Source organism: Armatimonadota bacterium, from assembly GCA_031459855.1.
Classification (GTDB): Bacteria; Sysuimicrobiota; Sysuimicrobiia; order Sysuimicrobiales; family Humicultoraceae; genus Fervidifonticultor; species Fervidifonticultor primus.
On the sequence record JAVKHP010000001.1, the window covers coordinates 1,367,839 to 1,391,562 of the forward strand.

Consider the following 23,724-nt stretch of genomic DNA (forward strand, 5'->3'; position numbering starts at 1 on the left):
GGACACGGTGCTGTGCGGCGGGCGTCCGGCCGGTGATACGCGTAGACGCCGCAAGGGGGTACCTGCGATGGGGCAGGTCAGGCGCGGTCTGGTCCTCGCCGTGGCGGCAGGGACGGCGCTGGCGGTGGCGGTGGCCGCCGCCGGCGTGGCGGGCCCGGCCCCGCGGCTGGAGCGCAACATCAAGGTCGGCATCGTCGACACCTACAGCGGGCCGCCGGCGGTCTTCGGCAACGACGCGCTCAACGGGTTCAAGCTGGCCCTGGCCGACATCAACCGCGAGGGCGTGCTCGGCGCGAAGATCGAGTTCGTCACGCGCGACGAGCGTTTCTCGCCGGAGATCGGGCTCAGCATGGCCCGCGAGCTGGTGCTGCAGGAGCGGGTGGATCTGCTGGTGGGCACCATCAACAGCGCCACCGCGCTGGCCATCTCGGCATTCGCCCGGGAGCAGCGCATGCCGTTCATCGTGTGGATCTCCAAGAGCGAGGCGATCACCGGGGCCAAGGGCCACCGCTACGTCTTCTCCACCGGTGAGAACACGGCCATGGCGGGCAAGGCGCTCGCCGAGGCCCTGGCGAAGAAGGGCTACACGCGGTACTGGCTGGGGGCCGAGGACTACGAGTACGGCCACGCCATCACCAACTCGTTCTGGCGCTTCACCAAGCGGGTCAAGCCCGATGCCACCCTGGCGGGCCAGACGTGGTGGCGCCTGGGCGAGATCGACCTGGTCCCCTACCTGACGCAGATCATGCAGGCCCGGCCCGAGGTGGTGTTCTTCGGCACCGGCGGCGCGGGCATGGCCAACGTCCTGCGCACGATGCGCGTGCTGGGGTTCGCAGCCCGCGTGCCCGCTGCGATCCACACCGCCATCGACCACGCCGTGCTGCGGCCGCTGGGCCCCAACGCGCCCGAGGGGGTCTTTGGCACCATCGACTACCTGTTCTACTACCCCGAGTCGCCCGCCAACCAGGCGTTCGTGCGGGCGTTCCAGGCGGCCTACGGCGGCCCGCCGGGCTTCCCCGCCTTCCACGGCTACATCACCGCCCACTTCATCGCCGAGGCGTACAGGAAGGCGCGCACGCTGGACCGCGAGAAGTTCATCGACGCGCTGGAGGGCCTGCGGATCGCCACGCCCGTCGGCCCGGTGGAGATGCGGCCCTGCGACCACCAGGCGGTGCTGCCCCTCTTCTTCGGCGTGACGAAGAAGACGCCGCAGTTCGAGTTCCTGGTGGCCTCCGACATCGTCACGATCCCGGGGCCCGAGGTCATGCCGACGTGCGACGACATCCGCCGGGCGCGGGGGCAGTAGCGGCGTAGCGGCCGCGCGCCCCATGGGACGGGCCGCCCGCGGCGCACGCTCGCCAGGGGCGTCGCCGGCATGAGTGTGGGCGATCCGTGGACCTGACAGCCCTCACGAGCCAGCTGCTGGTCGGCCTGAGCCGGGCGATGATCCTCTTCATCGTCTCCGCCGGGCTCAGCTTCGTCCTGGGCGTCCTGCGCGTGCCCAACGTCTTCCACGGGTCGCTGTACATGCTCGGCGCCTTCGTGGCCTGGACGGTGGCGACGCGCCTGGGCGAGGGGCCGGGCAGCCTCTGGGTGGCCCTGCTGCTGGCGCCCCTGGTGGTGGCGGCCGTAGGCCTGGTGATTGAGCGCACGCTGCTGGCACGCCTCTACCAGCGCGAGCACCTGATGCTCATCCTTTTCACCTTCGGGGTCATGCTCGTGCTCAACGACCTGGTGAAGCTCGCCTGGGGGCCCGATTACCGCTCGGTCGTCCCGCCGCCCGCGCTCCAGGGCGCGGTGGTCGTCGCGGGCGTGGCGGTGCCGCGCTACAACCTGTTCCTCCTGGCGGTCGGTCCGGCGGTGGCTGCGGCGCTGTGGGTGTTCACGCACCGCACCCGCGTGGGCAAGATCGCCCGGGCGGCGGCGGTCGACCGCGAGATGGTCGCCGTGCTGGGGATCGACGTGAGCCGGGTGTTCGCCCTGGCCTTCCTGGTGGGGTGCTACCTGGCCGGGCTCGGCGGCGCGCTGGTGGCGCCCACCACCAGCATCACGCTGGGGATGGACCACACGATCATCATCGAGGCGTTCCTCATCGTGACCATTGGGGGGCTGGGCAACATCTGGGGCGCGCTGGTGGGGTCGCTGCTGTTTGGCATCACCCAGTCGGTCGGACTGCTGGTCTGGCCGCAGTTCGCCATCGTCTTCCCCTACCTGGCCGTGGTGCTGGTGCTGCTGGTGCGGCCCACCGGGCTGCTGCGGTCGGTCTGGTGAGCCCGGCATGCTGACCGCGGCGGCACAGGAGCGGGCGCCGAGCGCGCGCCGTCCCGCCGCGTGGCTGGCGCTCGCCGCCGCCGTGCTGGCGGCACCGGCGGTGCTGCCGCCCTTCTACGTGTACCTGGGAGCGCTGGTCCTGGTCATGGGGCTGCTGGCCGCCAGCCTCAACCTCGTGCTGGGCTACGGCGGCCTCTACCAGTTCCACCACGGGGTGTTCTACGGTGTGGGCGCGTACGCCCTGGCCCTGACGATCACCCGCCTGGGCTGGCCGGCGTGGGTGGGGATCCTGGTGGCCCCGCTGGCGGCGGCCGCCGCGGGGTGGGCCATCGGCGTGTTCTGCGTGCGTCTGACCCGGCTCTACTTCGGGATGCTGCAGATCTCGCTGGGCTCGCTGCTCTGGGCCGTGGCGCTGCGCTGGTACCCGGTCACCGGCGGCGACAACGGCATCCACGGCATTCCGCTGCCGGCACCCCTGCACACGCTGAGCGGGGCCTACGTCTTCATCGCGGTGACAACGGGGCTGGCGTTTGGGGCGCTGTGGTGCATCGTGCGCTCACCGTTCGGGGCGACCCTGCAGGCCATCCGCGACAACCCCCAGCGCTGCCAGGTGGTGGGGATCGACGTGCGGGCCCATCAGCTGCTGGCCATCGTCCTTGCCGCCGGATTCGCGGGGCTCGCGGGCGCGCTCTACGTGGTCCTGGAGCGGTCGGTCTTCCCCACGATGCTGTTCTGGGTGCTCTCGCTGGAGATCTTCGTCATGTGCCTGCTGGGCGGCTGGTTCACCTTCTCCGGGCCGCTGGTGGGGGCCGCGCTGATCGTCGTGCTGCGCGCGTTCGCCGGACGACACACCGAGTACTGGACGCTGATCCTGGGCACCATCCTCATCCTGTTGATCTTCTTCATGCCCGAGGGGATCATGGGCTTCGTGGGCGAGCGCCTGCGCCTGCGGGCGTCCGGGGGCGCGGCCGCCCGGCGTGGCGTCGCCGGCCCGGACGCTGTGGGTGGTCCGGCCCGGGACGTGACCGCGGATGCCGGCGGGGCGGCCGGCAGCGGGACGGGACGCGGGGCGCCTGCGCCGGCGGCGGACGACGCGGGCGGAGCGGAGGGTGCCCGTGGCTGAGCTCCTCCGGGTAGACGACGTGCACAAGGCGTTCGACGGCTTCCCCGCCGTGCGCGGCGCGCACCTGTCGGTCGAGGCCGGGCGCGTCGTCGCCGTCATCGGCCCCAACGGCGCGGGCAAGACCACGCTGTTCAACCTGATCACCGGCGTGCTGACTCCAGACCGCGGCCGCATCGTCTTCGCCGGCGAGGAGATCGGCCGCCTGCCGGCTCACCTCCGCTGCCGGCGGGGGCTGGGCCGCACCTTCCAGCTCGCCACCGTCTTCCCGCGTCTGACGGTGTTCGCCAACGTGCAGGTCGCGGTGCTGGCCCGCCAGGGGCGTAGCCGCGAGCTGCTGCGGCCGGCGACGCGCTTCGGCGTGGACGAGACGCGGGCGATCCTCGAGGTCACCGGCCTGCTCGCTCGGGCGGACGAGGTGGCGGGCACGCTCTCCCATGGCGACCAGCGGATCCTCGAGATCGCTATCGCACTGGGCAGCCGCCCGCGGCTGCTCGTGCTCGACGAACCCACCGCGGGGATGTCGCCGGAAGAGACGGCCGCCACCATCGGGCTCATCGGCCGCCTCGCGCGCGAGGGCGGGCTGACGGTGCTCTTCTGCGAGCACGACATGGACGTGGTGTTCTCGGTCGCCGAGAGCATCATGGTCATGCGGCAGGGCCGCACCATCGTGCAGGACACTCCTGACGCCGTGCGGCGCCACCCCGAGGTGCAGGAGGCGTACCTGGGGGTCGCCGGTGCCTGAGCGACCGCACGCCGCCGTACCGTCGCAGCCAGCCGGGCCACCCCAGCCCGCCGGGGCGCCGCAGCGAGGCGGGGCACCCCAACCCCTGCTCCTGGTCGAGGACCTCCACGCCTACTACGGGCAGAGCCACGTGCTCTTCGGCGTCTCCCTGCGCGTCGATCGCGGCGAGGTGGTCTTCCTGCTGGGCCGCAACGGCGCGGGCAAGAGCACCACGCTCAAGAGCATCATGGGTGTCGTGCCGCCCCGACGCGGGCGCGTGTGGTACAAGGGCGAAGACCTCACCGGGCGGCCGCCCCACGAGATCGCCCGGCGCGGCATCGGGTACGTGCCCGACGACCGGCGCATCTTCGCCGACCTGACCGTGGCCGAGAACCTCGAGATCGCCACGCGCGACGGTGGCGGGTACTGGACGCTGGGCCGCGTCTTCGAGCTCTTCCCGGTGCTGCGGGAGAAGCAGCGGCACAAGGGCGGCCACCTCAGCGGCGGCGAGCAGAAGATGCTGGCCATCGCCCGGGCCCTGGTGGGCGACCCCGAACTCCTGCTGCTGGACGAGCCCATGGAAGGCCTGGCGCCGCTGCTGGTGCGGGCGCTGGAGGAGCGCATCGCGGCGCTCAAGGCCACGGGCCTCACGGTGTTGCTGGCCGAGCAGAACGTCCATGCGGTCCTGCGCCTGGCCGACCGCGGCTACGTCATCGACGACGGGCGCATCCGCTACGAGGGGACCGTGGCCGACCTGCGGGCGAACGACGAGGTGCGCCGCCGGTACCTGCTGGTGTGAGCCGGGTAGCGCGCGCAGCCGCACCGGGCGTCAGGCCGTCCCGCGCGCCGCTGGTGCGCGTCACACCGTCCCGGGTGCCCCCGGCGCGTCACGCCGTTTCGCGCGCCGTCGGCGCGCGTTCCACCGTCCCGCGCGCCGCCGACGCGTCATGTCGTCCCCGTGGACCGTCGGCACATCACGCCATCCCGCGCGCGCCCCGACCTGCCGGGGCCGTCGCGACCGCCTGGGCGGCCTGGTACGCGCACTCCAGGGCAGTGGCCAGGCTTCCCATCGCGGACTCCAGCGCCACGGCCGGTGGCCGGCCCTGCGCGATGGCGTCGAGCACGTCGACGACCAGCGCGGCCACCGCGTCGCGGAAGACGTCCTCCTTGGTGCCGGGGAGCGTCTGACGGAGCTCCACCGTCCACGGCCGGAACAGGGTGCGCCCCTTGCCCATGAGGTTGCGGTCGTACTGCGCGGTGGCCCGCACGGCGTCGGCGCCCAGGGCCTGCACCAGTGCGGGGATCTCGTCTTCTTCCAGTAGCGCCACCCCCCTCCAGGCGCAGCGGCACCCAGCCGTGCAGCTCCACGACCCCGCGGTCGAACACCAGGCGCACGACGGTGCGCTCGATCTCGTAGGGGCGGTCGAACGAGTGGCAGAACGTGGCGAAGATGGCGCCCGGGTATTCGACGGCGCAGTAGGCCCGGTCGACCGGCCCGTCAGGGCGCTGGTAGATGCGCGCCAGGAGCACCGCGGGGCGCCCCAGCAGCTGCTCGAAGACGTCGAAGAAGTGGACGCCGTGTTCCACGAAGATGCCGCCAGAGCGCGCCGGGTCCCAGAACCAGTGGCTGGGCGCCAGCGGCTCGTCGCTGGCCAGGTTGTCCACGGCCACGCGGGTGAGGGCGCCCAGCGCGCGGGTGGCAAGCAGGCGGCCGACCGCGCGGTAGAGCGGGTTGAAGCGCATGTGGTAGTCGACAGCCACCACCCGTCCGGCGTCGGCCGCCAGGCGGCAGAGGCGGTCGCAGTCGGCGAGGGTCAGCACGGGCGGCTTCTCCAGCAGCACGTGCTTGCCGGCGGCAAGCGCCGCCGCGGCCATCTCGGCGTGCAGGTATGGCGGCGACGCCACCACCACGAGGTCCACCGGGGCCTGCGCCAGCATCGCCCGGTAGTCGGCGCTCCAGTAGGGGATGCCGTAGCGCGCGGCGGTGGCCTGCGCCGTCGCCTCCACCGAGCCGACCACGGCGGTCAGGGTCACGTCCTCCACCGTCCGGAGCGTCTCGATCAGGAACCGGCCGTACCGGCCGGCGCCGATGATGCCCACGCGGGTCATGTGCGGACCTCCTTGCCCACGACTGCACACGGACAGCAAGCGTCTGCGGACTCCCCACACTATGGTACGCGACGGCATGGCGCGCGGGGACGTTGCGAGTACCGCGAAGTTGCCATAGCGCATCTCCCAAATCTGCCGACCTTGCAGACGAGGTGCGCCGTCATGAGACGCGCGCCTTCCGGGGAAGCGCCACCATCTACGTCCAGGGCGCGAGGTTCTCTTGACGGTGGCCGAGACTTTCTTATAGCCTTTGTTATAAGATAAAACGAAAGTCGCGGCAGGCGGGGCGGTGCTGGGAGTGCGACGGTCCGAAACCAAGTCACGCTCGTGGAGCGGCCGCCCTCCCGCCGACCTGCCCTCCAACTCCCTGCGCATCCTCAGCGCCCTGCGAGGGCGTGCCCGCTCCGCCGCGGAGCTCGAACGAGCCACCGGCTTCAGCCAGCTCACCGTCCGGCGCCATGTGGAGGCGCTCCAGCGGCAGGGGCTGGTGGCCCTGGCGGGTTTCGGACGGTCGAACGGGGGCCGGCAGCCGCGTCTCTTCAAACTGGTGTCAGACAGCCGTCTGGCGCTGGCCATCCACCTGCAGTTTCCCGGGGCCAGCGTGGCCACCGTGGGGCTGGACGGCAGGATCGTCGCCGCGCGGCATGTCCCCGTGGACGGCGCTGAAGATCCCGTGACGGTGCTGCACCGGCTTGCCGATGCCGCGGAGTCCCTTGTGCGACGGGTGTCGAGAGGACGGCTGATCGGCCTCGGCGTGGCGCTGCCCGGATACGCAGATCTAACGCGGGGAATTGCGTTGCGCATCGGGCGGGCATCCGCCTGGAGGGACGTTCCTGTCACTGATAGCCTGTCCCGGCGGCTGGGTCTCGCCGCGTGCCTGGTGCACGATACAGCCGCCATGGCGCTCGCCGAGTCCGAGGTCGGCGATGCCCGCGGACAGCAGCACTTCGCGTTCGTGCTGGCCGAAGAGGGCGTAAGCGCCGGGTTGTTCCTGGACGGCACGGTCTATCAGGGCGCGTTTGGCAACGCCGGCCTCCTCGGCCACATGACGGTCAGGCCGGCTGGTCGCCTGTGCTTGTGCGGCAGCGCAGGGTGTGTGGAGGCCTACGCCTCCGTGCGCGCGCTGGTAGAGCGGTCCCTGGAGCTCGGCGTGGAGACCGCCGGGGCCCCGCCTTCGCATCGCGACGTGATCCGGTTTGCGCTGGATGGGCGGGAGCCCTTCCGAACCGTGCTGGACGAGGCCTTGAACCTCCTCGGCATCGCGATCGCCAACTTGGCAAAGATCCTGGAGGTCCGCACGGTCTTCGTGGGCGGCTATCCAGCCACCCTGCCAGAAGCGGTCCGCCAGCAGGTCTTCGATGTGGCGCGCGCGCACCTCCAGCCCCCGCTGCGAGGCAACTTCGAGATCCGCTACAGCCGCGTCCGCGATGCCGGGCTGGTCGGTGCGGCTATTCCTGTGATTCGTCGGTTCATGGGAACCCCGGTGGCCACGCGATGAGCGCCATGGAGGCTACGCTCCTCGGCCCCGATCGTGTCCGCGCTGGCGGTCAGACGCGGGTGGAGCTGCGACTGCGCATGCGCGAGCCGCTGGAGGCCGGGGCATCCATACGTCTACGCGTGCCGCTGGGCTGGACGCCTCCCTCGCTGGAGGGCGGGGCCGGGTTGACCCGCTGGCACGTGGCCGGCCGTGCGCTGGTGCTGGGCGAAGTCGTGCGCCGGCGCCACCTGCAATTGAACGTGACCGGTGGCCGCCTCCGTCCTGGCGACGAGATCGTGGTCACCTACGGCGCTGGCCCTGAAGGGGCCACGGTGCAGCCGTGGGTGACCGATGCGCCGTGCGCGTTCGAGGTCGAGGTCTGCCGGCACAACGAGCGACGCTACGGTCCAGGTGGTTCGATTCCCATCGCCGTGGACCCAGGTCCACCGGCATACCTGCATGTCGTGGCGCCGTCGGGCGCGCGCCCCGGCATCGAGGTTGCCATCCGCGTGCGGGTGCTTGATGCGTTCGGTAACCTCTGCCAGGCCTGCGAGACCGACGCGCTGGTGGCCGGGATGCACTCCCTCCGCGTTCAGCGCGGGTGCGGCGAGGTGCACGTCCCCTTCCCCACGGCGGGTGTCTACCGGGTTGACGTCGCGCTCCGCGATCCGGATCTGTCGGGACGCTCGAACCCGTGCAGGGTCGCGCGGGACGCGCCCGCGATCTGGTGGGGCGATCCCCACGTGCACACCACGCTCTCCGACGGGGTGGCGTCGCCCGACTTCGCTCTGGCCTACGGGCGAGACGTTGCGTGTCTGGACTTCACCGCCATCACCGATCACGACGTCGAATACCATCACGCCTGGTTTACCAGGCGGTGTCAGCGTCTGACGGACGAGGCGTGGGCGGCGCTGGCCGAGACCATCGGTCGGTACCGCACCGGGGGGCGGTTCGCGGTCCTGCGGGGGTACGAGTGGACCGGGCGCCCGTACGGGGACCGGTGCGTCTACCTGTGGTCCGATGGAAGCGCCATCTGTCGGTACGAACCGAATGACGCTGCCACACCGGCGGAACTGTGGCAAACGCTACGACGAAGGGCGCCCCACCAGGCACTGGTGGTCCCTCACACCCCTGCATCCGGTTTCATGGGGACAGACTGGACCGAGCACGACGACGAGCTGGAGCCCCTCGTGGAGATCTACTCCATGCACGGAGCGTCAGAGTGTGCCGGCGGCCCCGCAGAGATGATCGGGGCAGTGCCGGGCCGATACGTCCGCGACGCGCTCGCCCGAGGGTACCGCATGGGGTTCGTGGCGGGCGGCGACATGCACAGCAGCCAGCCGGGCAACCCGGTCCTGGCCGTCGGCCCGTATCGCACGCTACGTTTCAAGCCGGGCCTGACCGCGGTCGTCGCCGATCGCCTCGATGAGCGGGCCATCCTGGATGCCATGCGAGATCGGCGGACATACGCGACCACCGGTGCTCGCATCCTGCTGCAGTTTTCGGTGAACGGCGTGCCACTGGGTGGCCAGCTCGCCCTTGGTGCTGACGGGCCGGTCGTGGTGCACGGAACCATCCACGGAACGGCTGCGCTGGCCGAGGTGGCCGTGGTCCGGGACGGCGCGCCTGCGTACGTGGCGCGCCCCCTGCAGGAGGATGCCGAGATCCGTTGGGAGGATCCGGCGCCCGTCGGGGGAGGGGGCGGTTCGTATTACTACCTGCGTGCAATCCAGGTCGATGGTGAGGTGGCCTGGTCGAGTCCTGTCTGGGTGAACCGCCCGTGATGGGCGGTCGGCGCGATCCACGCGCGGCGCATCCCCTGGCAGCGTGCGATACGGGCACCGCAGCGGACCGGGGGATCGTGGTCGGGATTGACCTCGGCGGCACGAAGGTGGCGATCGGTCTCGTGTCTCGCTCTGGGGATGTCGACAGGTTCCGCAGCCGCCCGACGCTGGCCGCGGACGGCGCGGGCGCCGTAGTGGGCCGGCTTGCCGCGCTGGTGCGTGAGGTGGTCGCCACCTTGCCGGGCGGAATGGGAGCCGTGGCGGGTGTCGGGCTGGCCACCCCGGGCATCGTGGACGGCCACACCGGCACGGTGCGCTACGCGACGCCAGCCCTCCCGGGCTGGACGGGCCTGGCGTTGGGGCCGCGTCTCGCCGAGATTCTCGGTCTGCCGGTGTTCGTACACAACGACGGGCACGCGGCGGCGGTCGGCGAATGGACGGTTGGCGCGGCAGCGGGTGCGGCGGACGCTGTCGTGGTCGTCCTCGGCACCGGGATCGGCGGCGGGATCATTGCTGGCGGTCGCCTCCTGCGGGGACACCTGGGCAGTGCAGGCAGGATAGGCCACCTGAGCGTCGAGGCTGGCGGTCGGCGCTGTTGGTGTGGAGCGCGGGGCTGCATCGAGCAGTACGCGTCTGGGTCGGCCGTGGCGCGTGACGCACAGGCCGCCATCGATGGCGGCGGGGCCACGGCGTTGCGTGCGGTGCGGCGGCCGCTGACGGCAGCCGATGTGGTGCGAGCCGCCAGGCGCAAAGACCGGCTGGCCCTTGGGCTCCTGTCCGAGGCCGGACGACACCTGGGTGTGGCGCTGGTGTCAGTGGTGAACATGCTGAACCCACAGGTCATCGTGGTCGGCGGCGGCCTCGCGGAGGCGGGCCAGTTGCTCCTCGGCTCCGCTGAGGAGGTCCTCCGCGAGAGGTTGCCGGCTCCGGTCTGGGCCTCCGTCGAGGTCCGCCCCTCGACCCTGGGGTATCGCGCGGCAGTGGCCGGAGCCGGCCTGCTGGCGTGGGAGCGCCTTCGGGCATGAGTCGCTTGACGGCGGGTCCCAAGATCGTCGTGAGCCATGTCACCCACCGGTTCCCCGCGGAGGAGGCCGAGCGGGGGCTGGCTCTCCAGGATGTCAGCCTGACCATCGCGCCCAACGAGTTCGTGGCCGTGGTCGGGCGCAGCGGATGCGGCAAGACGACGCTGCTCAACCTGATCGCGGGGTTGCTGCGGCCCACAGCAGGCGAGGTGCGCGTAGACGGCCGCCCGGTAGAGGGCCCCGGTCCCGATCGCGGCATGGTGTTCCAACACTCGGCGCTTTTCCCGTGGTTGACCGCGATTCAGAACGTAGAATTCGGCCCGCGCAACCTGGGCGTGCCACCGGACCGCCGCCGCGCACTGGCACGGGAGCTCATCGACCTGGTGCGGCTTCGCGGGTTCGAGAACCGGTATCCGCGAGAGCTGTCTGGCGGCATGAAGCAGCGCGTGGCCATCGCCCGGGCGCTCGCCACCGACCCGGAGATCCTCTTGATGGACGAGCCGTTTGGCGCCCTCGACGAGCTCACACGGGCCGAAATGCAGGAAGAGTTGCTCCGCATCTGGGAAGCACGCCGCAAGACAGTGGTCTTCGTGACCCACAGCATCATGGAAGCGATCTACCTGTCGGATCGCGTGATCGTCCTGAGCCCCCACCCGGGCCGGGTCCGCAAGGAAGTGCCCATCGCCCTCCCGCGGCCCCGCCAGCGCTCGTCCGGCGCGTTCATGGCCTACTACGAGGAGATCCATGGCAGCATCTTCTAGGCCCCAGGTGGTGAGCCGCAGCGGGAGTGCCCAGCGCATGGTGGGGGTGCTCACCATCGCCACGTTGCTGGTCGCCTGGGAGGTCGCGGGCCGCGCTGGCATGCTCAGCCCGTACCACTTCCCGCGGCCATCGCGCCTGCTGGCCACCCTCGGGGATCTGGTCGTGGTCGGGTTTCCGGTGGGGGTGACCGTCTGGCAACACGTGGGAGCCACGGTGGCGCGGATCGTGCAGGGATACGTCCTGGCCGCGGTGCTGGCGATTCCGACCGGGTTGGTGGTGGGCGGTACGCCTGCGCTCGACCAGGCCTCGGCACCGGTCATCACGTTCGCCCGTTCGGTGGCCACGATCAGCTTGCTGCCCCTGGCGGTGGCGTGGTTTGGGGTGGGGGAGCTGGCTCGAGTGCTGCTCATTGCCTACGGATGCTTCTGGGTCATCCTGACCAACGTGATCGAGGGCGTCAAGTCCGTAGACCGGGAGCTGATCCGGGCGGGCCGCGTCTTGGGTGCCTCGCCCCGACAGGTATTCACCCGCGTGGTGCTCCCGGCTTCGACTCCTCGGATCTTCGCGGGCATGAAGGTCGCTTTGGGCCTGGCCTTCATGGTCATCGTGGGCGTGGAGATGATCGGGACGATCAAGGGTCTGGGCGCCCTGATCATGGAGGCGCGCACCTTCTACCGCAGTGACGCGGCCATGGTCGGTATGGTGTTCATCGCCCTGTTCGGCTACACGTTGTCCCGCCTGCTCGACAGGCTGGAGCGCAGCCTCCTGCCGTGGAGCGCGGGTGTGGAGGAGACGGGACGGTGAGCACGCGCCACGCCAGCCGCCGCATCGGGGTGTCGTGGTCCGGGGTCGGTGCCGTCCTGGTGGTCTGGCAGGCGGTATCCACCTCCGGGGTGATCGATCCGGTCGTCTTTCCCGGCCCGGTGGAGGTGGTATGGGCCGCGCTGACGCTGGCACCGCCCGAGCGGGTCCTCGTCCATGTCCGCAGCAGCCTGGTGCGCATCGTCTGGGGGTTTGCGCTTGGCGCCGGGTTGGGCGTGCTCATCGGTGTGGCGTCGGGGTGGTACCGACGGCTGGGCCACGTGCTGCGGGCGCCCATCGAACTGCTGCGGCCGATTCCGCCGCTGGCGTGGATTCCCATGGCCATCATCTGGTTTGGGCTCGGCGAAGCGTCGAAGGTCTTCATCATCTTCCTGGGCGCGTTCTTTCCGGTCGTGACCAACGCCCACAAGGGGATGATCGGCATCGACCCGGACCTGTTCCGCGCCGCCCAGACGCTGGGGGTGCGCGGCTGGCGGTTGCTCCTGCGCGTCGCGCTGCCGGCCGTGCTGCCGGACCTCGCCACGGGCGTCCGCGTCGGGTGGAGCCTCAGCTTTGGCGCCCTGGTCGCTGCTGAACTCATCGCCGCCGATCGCGGCCTGGGCTTCATGATCATGAACGCCCGCGAGCTGGGCCAGATCAGCGTGATCATGTACGGCATCATCGTGATTGGTGCACTGAACTTTCTCACCGACTGGTTGATGCGGGAACTGCTGTTCAAGCGGCGGTTGCGCTGGCATTTTGGGGCGTAACGAGCACGAGGGTAGCAGCAAGACGACGAGGAGGGATGGCCGATGGGCGGGTTCGCGAGGTTGAGTGTGGTGGTGGCCCTGGTGGTGGCGGTGGCCGGACCATCGTTGGCCGCGCCAGGTGGGACGCTGGAGATCAAGACGCTCTCCCTGGGATTCGGCGTGGACCCCGTATTTGCGCCGCATATCATCGCCATGGAGAAGGGATGGTTTCGTGAGGCCGGCTTCGAGCGGGTCGAGACCAAGACGTTCACCGCCGGCGCGCTCGCCGGCGAAGCGCTGGCGGCGGGGCAGATCCAGTTGTGGACGCCCGGCAACCTGCCCCCGATCAGCATGCGGCACAACGGGCTGCCGATCGTGGTCCTGGGCACCAATACCCTGGCCTACATCGACAGGCTGGTGGTACGGGCCGACGCCAACGTCCAGCGACCGGCCGACCTCTACAACATCCGCATCGGGCTCCTGGAGGGGTCGGTGGCTTCAGCTGTGCTCTATCGTATCGCTGAGTACTACCGGCTCGACGTGCGACGGTTGCAGGTCGTGAACCTGCCGCCGCCGGAGCAGCTCACGTCGCTGATCAACAACAACATTCAGGCGTTCATCTGCTGGAACCCCTGGCCGTACCTCGCGCAGCAGCGGGCCAACGTGAAGATCCTGCATACGGGGACCGTGAGCCACTTTGCCGACGACGACGGCCGCAAGGTCCAGACCTCCAACACCCGGTCCATCTTCGTGGTTTCCGAGGACTTCATCCGGCGGTCGCCCAACGCCGCCCGGGCCATGATGCGGGTGTTGCTGCGGGCCCAGCTGTACGTGTCGGACCCGAAGAACCGCGACGAGGTCATTGCGACCATCTCCAGGTTCCTGCAGCAGCCGGTAGAGCAGAACCGCGCGCTGTGGGGCGACTACGTCTTCGACCCCCGCTTCGACAAGAAGTACTGGGAGGACATGAAGGTCTACACGGATTTCCTGGCCAAGACCGGGCGCATCCGCAATCCGGTGGACCCCCTGGAGTACACCTACACCGGGTATGTGGAGGAGTTCAACCCGGCCCTGGTGACGCTGAGGGGGAAGTGGAAGCCGTAGGCGCGCATGAGCCGTAAGCGTCCCGGCTTCGGCATCATCGGCGCCGGGTACATCAGTGACTACCACATCGTGGGCCTGCGCGAGGCCGGCGCCGAGGTGCTGGCCCTGTGCGGGCGCCGGGCCGAGGCGGTGCGGGCCAAGGCGATGCGCTACGGTATTCCGTACGCCACCACCGACCCTGATGCGCTGCTGGCACGGGAGGACGTCGATGCGGTGGTGATCGCGACCCCCGATTCTACCCACGAGTCGCTCGCCCTGGCCGCAGTGCGCGCGCACAAACCGATGCTGATCCAGAAACCCATGGCGCGCAACGGGGCGGAGTGCCGGCGCATTCTGGCGGCGGCCGAGGCGGCCGGTGTGCCGGTCTTCGTGAGCTTCATGCACCGCTATCTGGAGGAAGTGGAGCAGACGCGCCGCCTGCTGGTCCAGGGGACGCTGGGGCCGATCCACAGCGTTCGTCAGCGCAACGCCACGCCGGGAGCCGGGTGGGCAGCCTGGTTCTACCGGAAGGCCGATGTGGGTGGGGGCGTCGTGCTGCAGCTCGGTACCCACGGGATCGACCTGCTGCGGCACCTGTTCGGAGAGATCGCGGCTGTCTGGGCCACGACGGCCACGTTCCGCCGGGAGCGCGTGCTGGACGACGGCACGGTGGTGTACCCCGACAACGAGGATCATGCGGTCGCGGTGTACCGCTTCGCGTCGGGCCTGCGGGCCGTACACGAGATGGACTACACCGAGGTAGCGGGCACCGACCGGTTCCGGATGGAAATCTACGGCGAGCGCGGCACGGCATGGCTGCGCACGGAGCGCGGGCGCCTGGCCGTGGCGGTGCCCGACGCGACCGGCAAGCCCGCGTGGTCTGCCCTCGACCTACCGCCCGAGCGCCCCGGGGCCAGACAGCACGCGCACCTGATCGCCATGCTGCGGGGCGAGGTGCCACCGGACGACTCGGGGCGGGCCGGCCTGGCATCGGTCCTTGTGGCCGAGGCGATCTACCGGTCGGCGGCCTCGGGCCACTGGGAGGACGTTGAGCGGTGGTGAGCACGCCCATCAGGTTTGGTGTGCTCAGCTTTGCCCACTACCACGCCGAGTTCTGGGCGGAGGCGGTCGCGAACCATCCCGAGGCGCGTCTGGCGGGCGTGTGGGACGAGGATCGCTCCCGAGGAGAGGCCGCCGCGGCCCGCCATGGCACCCGCTACTTCGCCGAGCTGAACGCCCTGCTGCGGGAGTGCGACGCGGTGGGCGTCACGTCCGAGACCGCCCGACACGCCGATCTCGTGGAGGAAGCGGCCCGTGCCGGCGTGCACATCCTGTGCGAGAAGCCCATGGCTGCCACGCTCGCCGATTGCGACCGCATACAGCGTGCGGTCGAAGCGTCCGGGGTCGTGTTCATGCAGAACTTCCCCAAGCGCTTCGACCCGGTCAACCTCGACCTGGTCGCCCGAGTCCGGAGGGGCGATCTCGGTCACGTGGTCCTCGTGCGGATCCGACACGGCCATGGCAGAGGCCACCAGCCAGAGTTCTTGCGGCAGTGGTTTGTCGACCCCGACCTGGCCGGTGGCGGGGCGCTGCTGGACGAGGGCGTGCACGCCGCTGACTTTCTGCTGTGGCTGCTCGGTCCCCCTGAGCAGGTGACCGCGGTCGTGTCCCACCGGGCGCTGGGATTGCGGGCGGAAGACACAGCCGCGGCGATCTTCACCTTCCCGGAGGGCAGCCTGGCCGAGGTCGTCACGAGCTGGAGCTTCGCCGCGGCCGAGCAGTCCATCGAGGTGTACGGGACCGAGGGGACGGCCCTGCTGTCGGGCGTCGATCTGGCATCGCGGGACTTTGCGTGCCCTCCTCACCTGAAAGTCTTCCGGCGCGGCGGCACTGTTGGCACGTGGGAACCTTCGCCCGCAACCACGACCTTCGGCGGCCAGCGGTTCCATCAGAGCGGCCCCAGGCATTTCATCGAGTGCCTGCGCGGCGGCCGGCAGCCGCAGCTTGGCGTGGAGGAAGGCCGGCGCGCTGTGGAGATGGTCCTCGCAGCCTACCGCGCCGCAGCCAGCGGGCGCAGCGAGTCTGTGGTCTTTGCGAGGGCGCCGCGGTGATGGTGCCGGGCTACGAAGGGCTCAAGGCGTACTTCGGTGACCTGCACAGTCACTGCAACGTCGGGTACGGCTACGGCGCGCCCGAGGACGCCTATGCCAACGCGCGGCTGCAGCTGGATTTCGCCAGCGTGACGGCCCACGCGGCCTGGCCGGACATGCCTGCTTCCGACGCTCGGCTGTCGGACACCATCGCGTATCACCAGCGCGGCTTCGCACAGGCAGCGGCCCGGTGGCCCCGCCTGCGGGCGGTGACCAATGCGGCCAACGACGAGGGGCGCTTTGTCACCTTCCTCAGCTACGAGTGGCACTCCCTGCGCTACGGTGACTACAACGTCTACTATCGGGACGGCGATGGCGAGATCGTGCCCGCGGTCGATCTGGAGGGGCTTCAGGCGGCGATACGGGAGCTGACCGCTGCGGGTCGACCCGCGCTCCTCATCCCCCATCACATCGGCTACCGGGTCGGCTACCGGGGCATCGATTGGGCAGCGTTTGCCCCGGAGTGCTCGCCCATCGTCGAAATCGTTTCCATGCACGGCGTCGCCGAGTCCGACGACGCCCCCTATCCGTATCTCCACACCATGGGCCCACGGCACGGCCCCAGCACCATGCAGCACGGCTTGCGGCTTGGGAAGGTGTTTGGTGTCATCGGATCCACCGACCACCACGCTGCCCATCCCGGGAGCCACGGATGGGGGCGCGCCGGAGTCTGGGCTGCCGAGCTGACGCGCCAGGCGATCTGGGAGGCGCTGCGGCGACGTAGGACGTACGCCTTGACCGGCGACCGTATTGTGCTGGCCTTTGCCGTCAACGGGCAGCCGATGGGATCAATCCTGGGTTTCGCCCGCCGCCGGCGTATCGAGGTGGCCGTTGAGGCTGGAGGTGCGATCGACTACGTCGATGTGGTGCACAATGGTCGGTTGCTTCATCGGTGGACACCCGCTGTGCGTGATGACACCTCCGACTCCTGGAAGGTGGCGCTGGAATTGGGGTGGGGGGATCGAGCCGTGCCCGTTCGATGGCGGGTCGACCTCAGCGTGGAGCACGGCCGGTTGTTGGACGTAGAACCGCGGCTGCGGGGCCACGACGTGGTGTCCCCCGGGGGAGGGAGTACTGAGCATCTCGTCCTGAGCGCATGGGAACGTCGTGGGGATCGGGTTCTGCTCGAGACCACCACCTGGGGCAACCCCAATCCGTTGACGCCCGGCATCCAGGCCATCAGCCTGCACGTCGCCGGCGCTGAGGCCACCCGGATTGTGGGGCGTATCAACGACCAAGACGTCGCCGTCTCGCTGGCCGCGCTCCGGGACGGCGCGGAGGTGCGCTATCTCGGGGGATTTCGCACAGCGGCGTTTCGGTTCGGCCGCGCAGCAAGCCGCGGCGAGTTTTCTGGATCCTTTGCGCTGGAGCATGAGAGCGAAGGTGAGGGCGACTGGTACTACGTCAGGGTACGCCAGACGAACCATCAGTGGGCCTGGAGCTCGCCCATCTGGGTAGGCAGGTCCAACGCATGACGTGGCCGATGGATTACCAAGGCCACCGGACTCAGGTCGCAGTCCGGGCCCTGGAGCATGGGGTCGGGCCGACGACCTCTTGAGCCTCTTCGTCGATCCCCTCCCGCGAGCGCCCCGCTCGCCCCTGTTGACGACCGCCGGCCGGGCTGCTATGGTATGGCCAAGTTCTCATAGCCTCGCTGGGCCATGACGCCCCCGGATCCGGGGGCGTTTTTGCGTTCCTGCGGCCCCGCGGGGAGCGGAGGAGGGAGCTGGTATGGCGATCGTGGGCGACCGCCCGACCGCCGACGTCGCGGCGAGTCCCGAGCAGGTCCTGGCCATGGCGCGCGAGCGGGGGGTCCAGATCGTGGACCTCCGGTTCACCGACCTGTTCGGCATGTGGCAGCACTTCTCGATCCCGGTCACCGAGCTGTCGGCCGACCTGTTCACCGACGGCATCGGCTTCGACGGCAGCAGCATCCGCGGCTTCCAGCACATCCACGAGTCGGACATGATCCTCATCGGGGATCCGTCCACGGCCGTGGTCGACCCGCTCAGCCGCATCCCCACCATGCTGCTGACGTGCGACGTCTACGATCCCGTCACCCGCGGCCGCTACACCCGCGACCCCCGGTTCATCGCCCAGAAGGCGGAGGAGTACGTGCGCAAGAGCGGCATCGCCACCACGGTGTACTTCGGGCCGGAGGCGGAGTTCTTCGTGTTCGACGAGGTCCGCTACGACCAGACCGCCAACCAGGCGTTCTACATGGTGGACAGCAGCGAGGGCATCTGGAACAGCGGGCGCGACGAGAAGCCCAACCTGGGCTACAAGCCGCGGCACAAGGAGGGCTACTTCCCCGTGCCGCCGTCGGACAGCCTGCAGGAGTTCCGCAGCGAGCTGGTCCTGAAGATGCAGGAGGCCGGCATCGAAGTCGAGGTGCACCACCACGAGGTGGCCACCGCCGGGCAGTGCGAGGTCGACATGCGCTTCAAGAGCCTGACCCGCATGGGCGACCAGATGCAGCTGTACAAGTACCTGGTGAAGATGCTGGCCCGCGCGCACTTCAAGACGGCCACCTTCATGCCCAAGCCCCTGTTCGGCGACAACGGCTCGGGCATGCACTGCCACCAGAGCCTGTGGAAGGACGGGGTGAACCTCTTCTACGATCCCCGCGGCTACGCCAACCTGAGCCAGCTGGCGCGGTGGTACATCGGCGGCCTGCTCAAGCACTCGCCTGCGCTGCTGGCGTTCGCGGCGCCCACGACCAACTCGTACCGGCGCCTGGTGCCCGGGTTCGAGGCACCGGTGAACCTGGTCTACTCCAAGCGCAACCGCAGCGCCGCCGTGCGCATCCCGGTCTACTCCAGCAACCCCAAGGCGGTGCGCATCGAGTACCGGCCGCCCGACCCCCTGGCCAACCCCTACCTGGCGTTCGCGGCCATGACCATGGCCGGGCTGGACGGCATCAAGCACAAGATCGACCCCGGGGAGCCCATGGACGTGGACCTGTACGAGCTGCCGCCCGAGGAAGCGGCCAAGGTCAAGCAGGTGCCCGGGTCGCTGGACGCGGCGCTCGCGGCGCTGGAGGCCGATCACGCCTTCCTGCTGGAGGGCGACGTGTTCACCAAGGACGTCATCGAGACCTGGATCGAGACCAAGCGCAGGAAAGAGGTCGACTACATCCGGCTGCGGCCCCACCCATCGGAGTTCTACCTGTACTACGACGCGTAACGACGTCAGGCCGTCAGAGCACGGTGAGTCGCCGGGGGAGGCGGGAGCGCTCCCGCCTCCCCGCGTGTTCCAGGCGAGCTGCGGCCGGGCTGCAGCCCTGCCGTGGGCACGTACCACCAGGAAGTGCTGCGCGCCTGCGCCTGCCAGTCCGCGTCTTGCTGCTGTCACCTCCTGCTGCCGTGGGCACGGTGCCACCAGGAAGTGCAGGACGGGAGCAGAACCACGGGAGCAGAAACAGACACGCCCGGGTGAGCCCGCGCAGCGTGCGCGCTACGGCCACGGCGTGCCCCACCGCGCCGCGGGAGGAGGCGGGCCGTGAGGCGGGCTGCGAGGAGGCGGGTATGGCGCAGGCGTCATTCGCCAGCGCCCTGGAAAGGCGCGAGGAGATCACCATCGCCGTCCGCGGGCGGCGCACCGGCAAGACGATCACGCTGCCGGTCTGGTTCGTGCACGACCGCGCGACGCTCTGGTTGTTGCCGGTGCGGGGGTCGCGCAGCCAGTGGTTCAAGAACGTCGTGGCCACCCCCACGATCACGGTGCGGGCCGGCCGGCAGCGGCAGACCCTGCCCGCCTACCCGGTGAGGGACGCCAGGACCGTGAGGGCGGTGGTGCGGAAGTTCCAGGCCAAGTACACGCCAGCCGAGATCGCCCGGTACTACGACGTCTTCGACGCGGCGGTGCGCGTGCCGCTGGGGACGGCGGCGCGCAGCCGACGCACGCGGGGTAGCAGGCGCCCCGCCTGAGCGCGCTGTCAGCCGACGTTCACCGGACGGCGTCCGGGGCGTAGGCGGTGTGCCCGGGCGCAGGCGGTCTGCCGCCACACGCCGTCCGGGCGGTGCCGGCTACTCCTCGCCGCACGACGTCTAAGTGTGGCGGACCGCCCGCTGCGGTCCGGGCCGGGGGCGTGGTCCCGCAAGGCGCGTGGCACGGTCCGGACGTTGCGGCCCACCCGCCGTGGCAGGCGTTTGCTGTCACTTGCCTCCCGTCGCATCGGGGCAGGGGCCGGCATCCCGGCGTCAAACAGAACCTCGCAGACTGCACGCTACCGCAGAGCAGGTGCAGCGACGTCGTGGGAGGAGACAGCATGCGTGTGTGGTTGGCGATCGTGCTCTCGGGCGTGGTCCTGGCGACGAGCGCCGCCGCCGGGCCCGCCCAGCCCCAGCGTGGCGGCACGGCGGTCGTCGCGCTGGGCAGCGATCCGGAGACGCTGAACCTGGGCATCACCACCAGTTTCCCCGTGGGCGCCGTCGGCGCCAGCCTGTACAACGGCCTGATCTGGGTGGACCCGCGCGGCGAGATCCAGCCGCAGCTGGCGGCGTCGTGGACGATCTCGCCCGACGGGCTGCAGTACACGTTCCAGCTGCGGCCCAACGTGAAGTGGCACGACGGCCGGCCCTTCACCGCGGCAGACGTGAAGTTCACCATGGAGGAGGTCACCGGCAAGTACCAGGGGCGGTTCCGGCGCGCCTTCGAGCAGATGGACCGCATCACCGTCGTCGGGCCGACGACGCTGGTGATCCGGTTCAAACGACCGTTCGCCCCGTTCCTGCGGCTGCTGTCGGTGTTCGACTGCCCGATCCTGCCCCAGCACGTCTACGCCGGCGGTGACGTCCTGCGCCACCCGCGCAACATGGAGCCGGTGGGCACCGGCCCGTTCCGGTTCCGCGAGTGGGTGCGCGGCGACCGGATCGTCCTCGAGCGGAATCCGGACTACGTCGACCCCGTCTACCTCGACCGGCTGGTCTTCCGCGTCTTCCCCAGCCCCACGCTGCGCGTCACCGCGCTGGAGACCGGCGAGCTCGACCACATCTCCGACTTCTACCTGCCGAAGACCGACGTGGACCGCCTGCGGCGCAACCCCGCGATCCGCGTGCGTATCGGACAGCCGATTCCCTCGGTGGGGTTCTTCTACATGAACACCCGCCGCCCGCCCCTCAACAACGTGAAGGTGCGGCAGGCGCTGGCCTTCGCCATCAACCGGGTGCAGATCACCCAGCAGGCGATGGCCGGGTTGGCCCGCCCGGCGCGCGGGCCGTTCGGCGACGGGTTCCGGTGGGCGTGGTCGCCGGCGGCGGACTTCAACAAGCTCTACCCCTACAGCCCCGAGCGCGCAGCCGCGCTGCTGGACGAGGCGGGGTTCCCGCGGGGCGCGGGCGGCGAGCGGCCGATCCGCCTGCGGCTCGTCTACGACGCGGCACGGGCGCCGCTGGTGGCGGCGGCGGCCATCATCCAGGACAACCTCCGCGCGGTGGGCGTGGCGGTCGAGCTGGTGCCGGTGGACGCGGCGGTGCGCATCGACCGGGTCTACATGCGGGCCGACTTCGACCTGGCGCTGGAGACCTACACCAGCAGCGGCGACCCGGCCATCGGCTACCACCGCATCTACGCCACGGCACCCCCGCGCGTGCCGTTCGTGAACGCCAGCGGCTACAGCAACCCCGCCGTGGACGAGCTCCTGACCCGCGCCACCGAAGCGACGTCGCGCGCGGCGCGCGCGCAGGCGTACGCCGAGGTCGGCAAGCTCCTGGCCGCGGACCTGCCGGCGCTGATGCTCTTCGACGAGGTGGGGGTGGACGCGGCCCGGGCCACCCTGCGCGGGGTGTGGACGGGCGCCGACGCGCGCGACCGGTGGGACGCGGTGTGGATCCAGAAGTAGCCGGTGCCCTCGGGCCGTAGCACGCCGCTGTGGCGCTACGCGGCGGGCCGGCTGGCGCAGGCCGTCCCGCTGCTGGCCGGCGTCGTCGTCGTCAACTTCACGCTGATCGCGCTGGCGCCCGGCGACCCGATCACGACGCTGCTCGGCGAGTACCCCGCACCGCCCGACTACGTGGCGCAGCTGCGGCAGGAGTTCGGGCTCGACCGCCCCCTGCCCGTCCGCCTGGTGCGCTACGCGTGGAACGTCGCCCGCGGCGAGCTGGGGTTCTCGTTCGCGTACCGCCTGCCCGTGGCCACGCTGGTGGTCGGGCGCCTGGGCAACACCCTGCTGCTGATGGCCACCGCGCTGTGCGTCGCGGCCGTCGTGGGCGTCGCCCTGGGCGTGGTGGCGGCGCGCCGGCCCGGGGGCGGGGTGGACACGGCGGCGACCGGGGTGGCGCTGGCGGGCTTCTCGATCCCCGACTTCTGGCTGGCGCAGCTGCTGGTGCTGCTGTTCGCCCTGACGCTGGGCTGGCTGCCCGCGCAGGGCGTCCGCTCGGTGCGCGAGGAGTACACGGGGCTCGCGGCGGTCGTCGACGTGGCGCGCCACCTGGTCCTGCCGGCTGCGGCCCTGTCGTTCCGCTACATGGCGCTCATCGCCCGCCTGACCAGGGCGGCGATGCTGGAGGCCCTGAGCCAGGACTTCGTCCTGGCGGCCCGCGCCCGCGGGCTGGCCGAACGGGTCGTCCTGGTGCAGCACGGGCTGCGCAACGCCGCCCTCCCGGTCGTCACCGTGATCGGGTATAACTTCGCCTTCGTCCTGGCCGGCTCGGCGCTGGTCGAGACGGTGTTCGGCTGGCCGGGCGTGGGCCGGTTGCTCTACGACGCCATCCTCAAGCGCGACACGCCCGTGCTGCTGGGGGTGCTGCTGGTCGTCTCGGCCACGGTGGTCGTCGTCAACCTGCTGACCGACCTCCTCTACGCGGTCCTCGACCCGCGGGTGCGCTACTAGATGGGCACACCGGCCGAGATCTGGCGCCGCTTCCGCCGCCGCCGCGCCGCACTGGTGGGCCTGGGGTTGGTGGCCGTGCTGGCGGCCGTGGCGCTGGCCGCGCCGTGGGTGGCGCCGTTCGACCCGCTGGCCACCTCGCTGGCTCATCTCGCGCCGCCGGGGCGGGGTGGGCATCTGCTCGGCACCGACCACCTGGGCCGCGACGTGCTGAGCGGCGTGGTGTGGGGCAGCAGGGTCTCGCTGGTGGTCGGGGTGAGCGCAGCCGCCACCTCGGTGGTGCTCGGCATCGTGATCGGCGCGCTCGCCGGGTACTACGGCGGCGCGGTGGACGCGTTGCTCGGGCGCCTGACGGAGCTGTTCCAGGTGATCCCGCGCTTCGTGCTGGCGCTGCTGGTGGTGGCGCTGTTCGGAACCGGGCTGCTGAAGTTGATCCTGGTCATCGGCATCCTGTCGTGGCCCCAGGCGGCGCGGGTGGTGCGGGGACAGTTCCTGGCGCTGCGGGGCGCCGCCTACGTGGACGCGGCGCGCATGCAGGGACAGCCGGCGACGCACATCATGCTGCGGGAGATCCTCCCCAACGCGCTGCCGCCGGTGGTGGTGATCGGGTCGCTGGACGTCGCGGTGGCGATCCTGCTGGAGGCCTCGCTGGGCTTCTTCGGGCTCGGCGACCCCAACCTGGTCTCCTGGGGCGGCATGCTGAACGCGGCCCAGGCCCACCTGCGCGAGGCCTGGTGGATGAGCGTCTTCCCCGGCCTGGCCATCTCGTGGGCCGTGCTCGGCTTCAACCTGGTGGGCGACGGTCTCAACGAGGCCACCAACCCGCGGCTGAACGAGTGACCT

At 70.6% G+C, this 23,724-nt stretch carries 21 protein-coding genes; 20 read left to right on the plus strand and 1 reads right to left on the minus strand.

Going from position 1 to position 23,724, the window contains the following annotated elements:
• The first annotated feature begins 67 nt into the window (after nt 1-67).
• The 5 genes from QN157_06265 to QN157_06285 all read left to right on the plus strand — a co-directional run bounded on the left by QN157_06265 (nt 68) and on the right by QN157_06285 (nt 4,914).
• The gene (locus QN157_06265) at nt 68-1,306 is read left to right on the plus strand and encodes an ABC transporter substrate-binding protein (protein MDR7555198.1); all 1,239 of its coding nucleotides are present in this window, start codon (nt 68-70) and stop codon (nt 1,304-1,306) included.
• Nucleotides 1,307-1,392: 86 nt separating this feature from the next.
• Nucleotides 1,393-2,271 (plus strand): branched-chain amino acid ABC transporter permease, encoded by an 879-nt coding sequence (locus tag QN157_06270; protein ID MDR7555199.1) that lies wholly within the window; start codon nt 1,393-1,395, stop codon nt 2,269-2,271.
• 7 nt (nt 2,272-2,278) lie between these two features.
• Complete coding sequence (locus QN157_06275) at nt 2,279-3,394, plus strand: branched-chain amino acid ABC transporter permease (protein ID MDR7555200.1); 1,116 nt, start codon at nt 2,279-2,281, stop codon at nt 3,392-3,394.
• Nucleotides 3,387-4,136, plus strand: coding sequence for an ABC transporter ATP-binding protein (locus QN157_06280; GenBank protein MDR7555201.1), 750 nt, complete (start codon nt 3,387-3,389; stop codon nt 4,134-4,136). The genes QN157_06275 and QN157_06280 overlap by 8 nt, the downstream gene beginning before the upstream one ends.
• A gap of 85 nt (nt 4,137-4,221) precedes the next feature.
• On the plus strand, nt 4,222-4,914 hold the full coding sequence (locus QN157_06285; protein ID MDR7555202.1) for an ABC transporter ATP-binding protein: 693 nt from the start codon (nt 4,222-4,224) through the stop codon (nt 4,912-4,914).
• A 146-nt stretch (nt 4,915-5,060) separates the two neighbouring features.
• Here the strand turns inward: QN157_06285 and QN157_06290 are convergent, their stop codons facing one another.
• Complete coding sequence (locus tag QN157_06290; GenBank protein ID MDR7555203.1) at nt 5,061-6,224, minus strand: Gfo/Idh/MocA family oxidoreductase; 1,164 nt, start codon at nt 6,222-6,224, stop codon at nt 5,061-5,063.
• A gap of 298 nt (nt 6,225-6,522) precedes the next feature.
• On the opposite strand from QN157_06290, the gene QN157_06295 reads away from it, so the two are divergent.
• The 15 genes from QN157_06295 to QN157_06365 all read left to right on the plus strand — a co-directional run bounded on the left by QN157_06295 (nt 6,523) and on the right by QN157_06365 (nt 23,721).
• Entirely contained in the window at nt 6,523-7,722 is a 1,200-nt protein-coding gene (locus tag QN157_06295; GenBank protein MDR7555204.1) for an ROK family transcriptional regulator, read from the plus strand.
• Nucleotides 7,719-9,485 carry a CehA/McbA family metallohydrolase gene (locus tag QN157_06300; GenBank protein MDR7555205.1) on the plus strand — a complete coding sequence of 589 codons (1,767 nt, stop codon included), beginning with the start codon at nt 7,719-7,721 and terminating at the stop codon, nt 9,483-9,485. The genes QN157_06295 and QN157_06300 overlap by 4 nt, the downstream gene beginning before the upstream one ends.
• Entirely contained in the window at nt 9,485-10,510 is a 1,026-nt protein-coding gene (locus QN157_06305) for an ROK family protein (protein MDR7555206.1), read from the plus strand. Before QN157_06300 ends, QN157_06305 begins: the two co-directional genes overlap by 1 nt.
• Nucleotides 10,507-11,268, plus strand: coding sequence for an ABC transporter ATP-binding protein (locus QN157_06310; GenBank protein MDR7555207.1), 762 nt, complete (start codon nt 10,507-10,509; stop codon nt 11,266-11,268). The genes QN157_06305 and QN157_06310 overlap by 4 nt, the downstream gene beginning before the upstream one ends.
• On the plus strand, nt 11,252-12,073 hold the full coding sequence (locus QN157_06315; protein MDR7555208.1) for an ABC transporter permease: 822 nt from the start codon (nt 11,252-11,254) through the stop codon (nt 12,071-12,073). Before QN157_06310 ends, QN157_06315 begins: the two co-directional genes overlap by 17 nt.
• Nucleotides 12,070-12,840 (plus strand): ABC transporter permease, encoded by a 771-nt coding sequence (locus tag QN157_06320; GenBank protein MDR7555209.1) that lies wholly within the window; start codon nt 12,070-12,072, stop codon nt 12,838-12,840. The genes QN157_06315 and QN157_06320 overlap by 4 nt, the downstream gene beginning before the upstream one ends.
• A gap of 42 nt (nt 12,841-12,882) precedes the next feature.
• Nucleotides 12,883-13,923 (plus strand): ABC transporter substrate-binding protein, encoded by a 1,041-nt coding sequence (locus tag QN157_06325; protein ID MDR7555210.1) that lies wholly within the window; start codon nt 12,883-12,885, stop codon nt 13,921-13,923.
• A 6-nt stretch (nt 13,924-13,929) separates the two neighbouring features.
• The gene (locus tag QN157_06330; protein ID MDR7555211.1) at nt 13,930-14,964 is read left to right on the plus strand and encodes a Gfo/Idh/MocA family oxidoreductase; all 1,035 of its coding nucleotides are present in this window, start codon (nt 13,930-13,932) and stop codon (nt 14,962-14,964) included.
• Nucleotides 14,961-16,013: a Gfo/Idh/MocA family oxidoreductase gene (locus tag QN157_06335; GenBank protein ID MDR7555212.1), complete on the plus strand. Its 1,053-nt coding sequence runs from the start codon at nt 14,961-14,963 to the stop codon at nt 16,011-16,013. The genes QN157_06330 and QN157_06335 overlap by 4 nt, the downstream gene beginning before the upstream one ends.
• Nucleotides 16,013-17,527, plus strand: coding sequence for a DUF3604 domain-containing protein (locus QN157_06340; GenBank protein MDR7555213.1), 1,515 nt, complete (start codon nt 16,013-16,015; stop codon nt 17,525-17,527). The genes QN157_06335 and QN157_06340 overlap by 1 nt, the downstream gene beginning before the upstream one ends.
• A gap of 256 nt (nt 17,528-17,783) precedes the next feature.
• A complete protein-coding gene (gene glnA / locus QN157_06345) occupies nt 17,784-19,238 on the plus strand; it encodes a type I glutamate--ammonia ligase (protein MDR7555214.1) in 1,455 nt (484 codons plus the stop codon).
• Nucleotides 19,239-19,579: 341 nt separating this feature from the next.
• Nucleotides 19,580-19,981 (plus strand): nitroreductase/quinone reductase family protein, encoded by a 402-nt coding sequence (locus tag QN157_06350; protein MDR7555215.1) that lies wholly within the window; start codon nt 19,580-19,582, stop codon nt 19,979-19,981.
• A 341-nt stretch (nt 19,982-20,322) separates the two neighbouring features.
• Nucleotides 20,323-21,894 carry an ABC transporter substrate-binding protein gene (locus tag QN157_06355; GenBank protein ID MDR7555216.1) on the plus strand — a complete coding sequence of 524 codons (1,572 nt, stop codon included), beginning with the start codon at nt 20,323-20,325 and terminating at the stop codon, nt 21,892-21,894.
• A gap of 3 nt (nt 21,895-21,897) precedes the next feature.
• A complete protein-coding gene (locus QN157_06360; GenBank protein ID MDR7555217.1) occupies nt 21,898-22,884 on the plus strand; it encodes an ABC transporter permease in 987 nt (328 codons plus the stop codon).
• A complete protein-coding gene (locus QN157_06365) occupies nt 22,885-23,721 on the plus strand; it encodes an ABC transporter permease (GenBank protein ID MDR7555218.1) in 837 nt (278 codons plus the stop codon).
• The last annotated feature ends 3 nt before the right edge of the window (nt 23,722-23,724 follow it).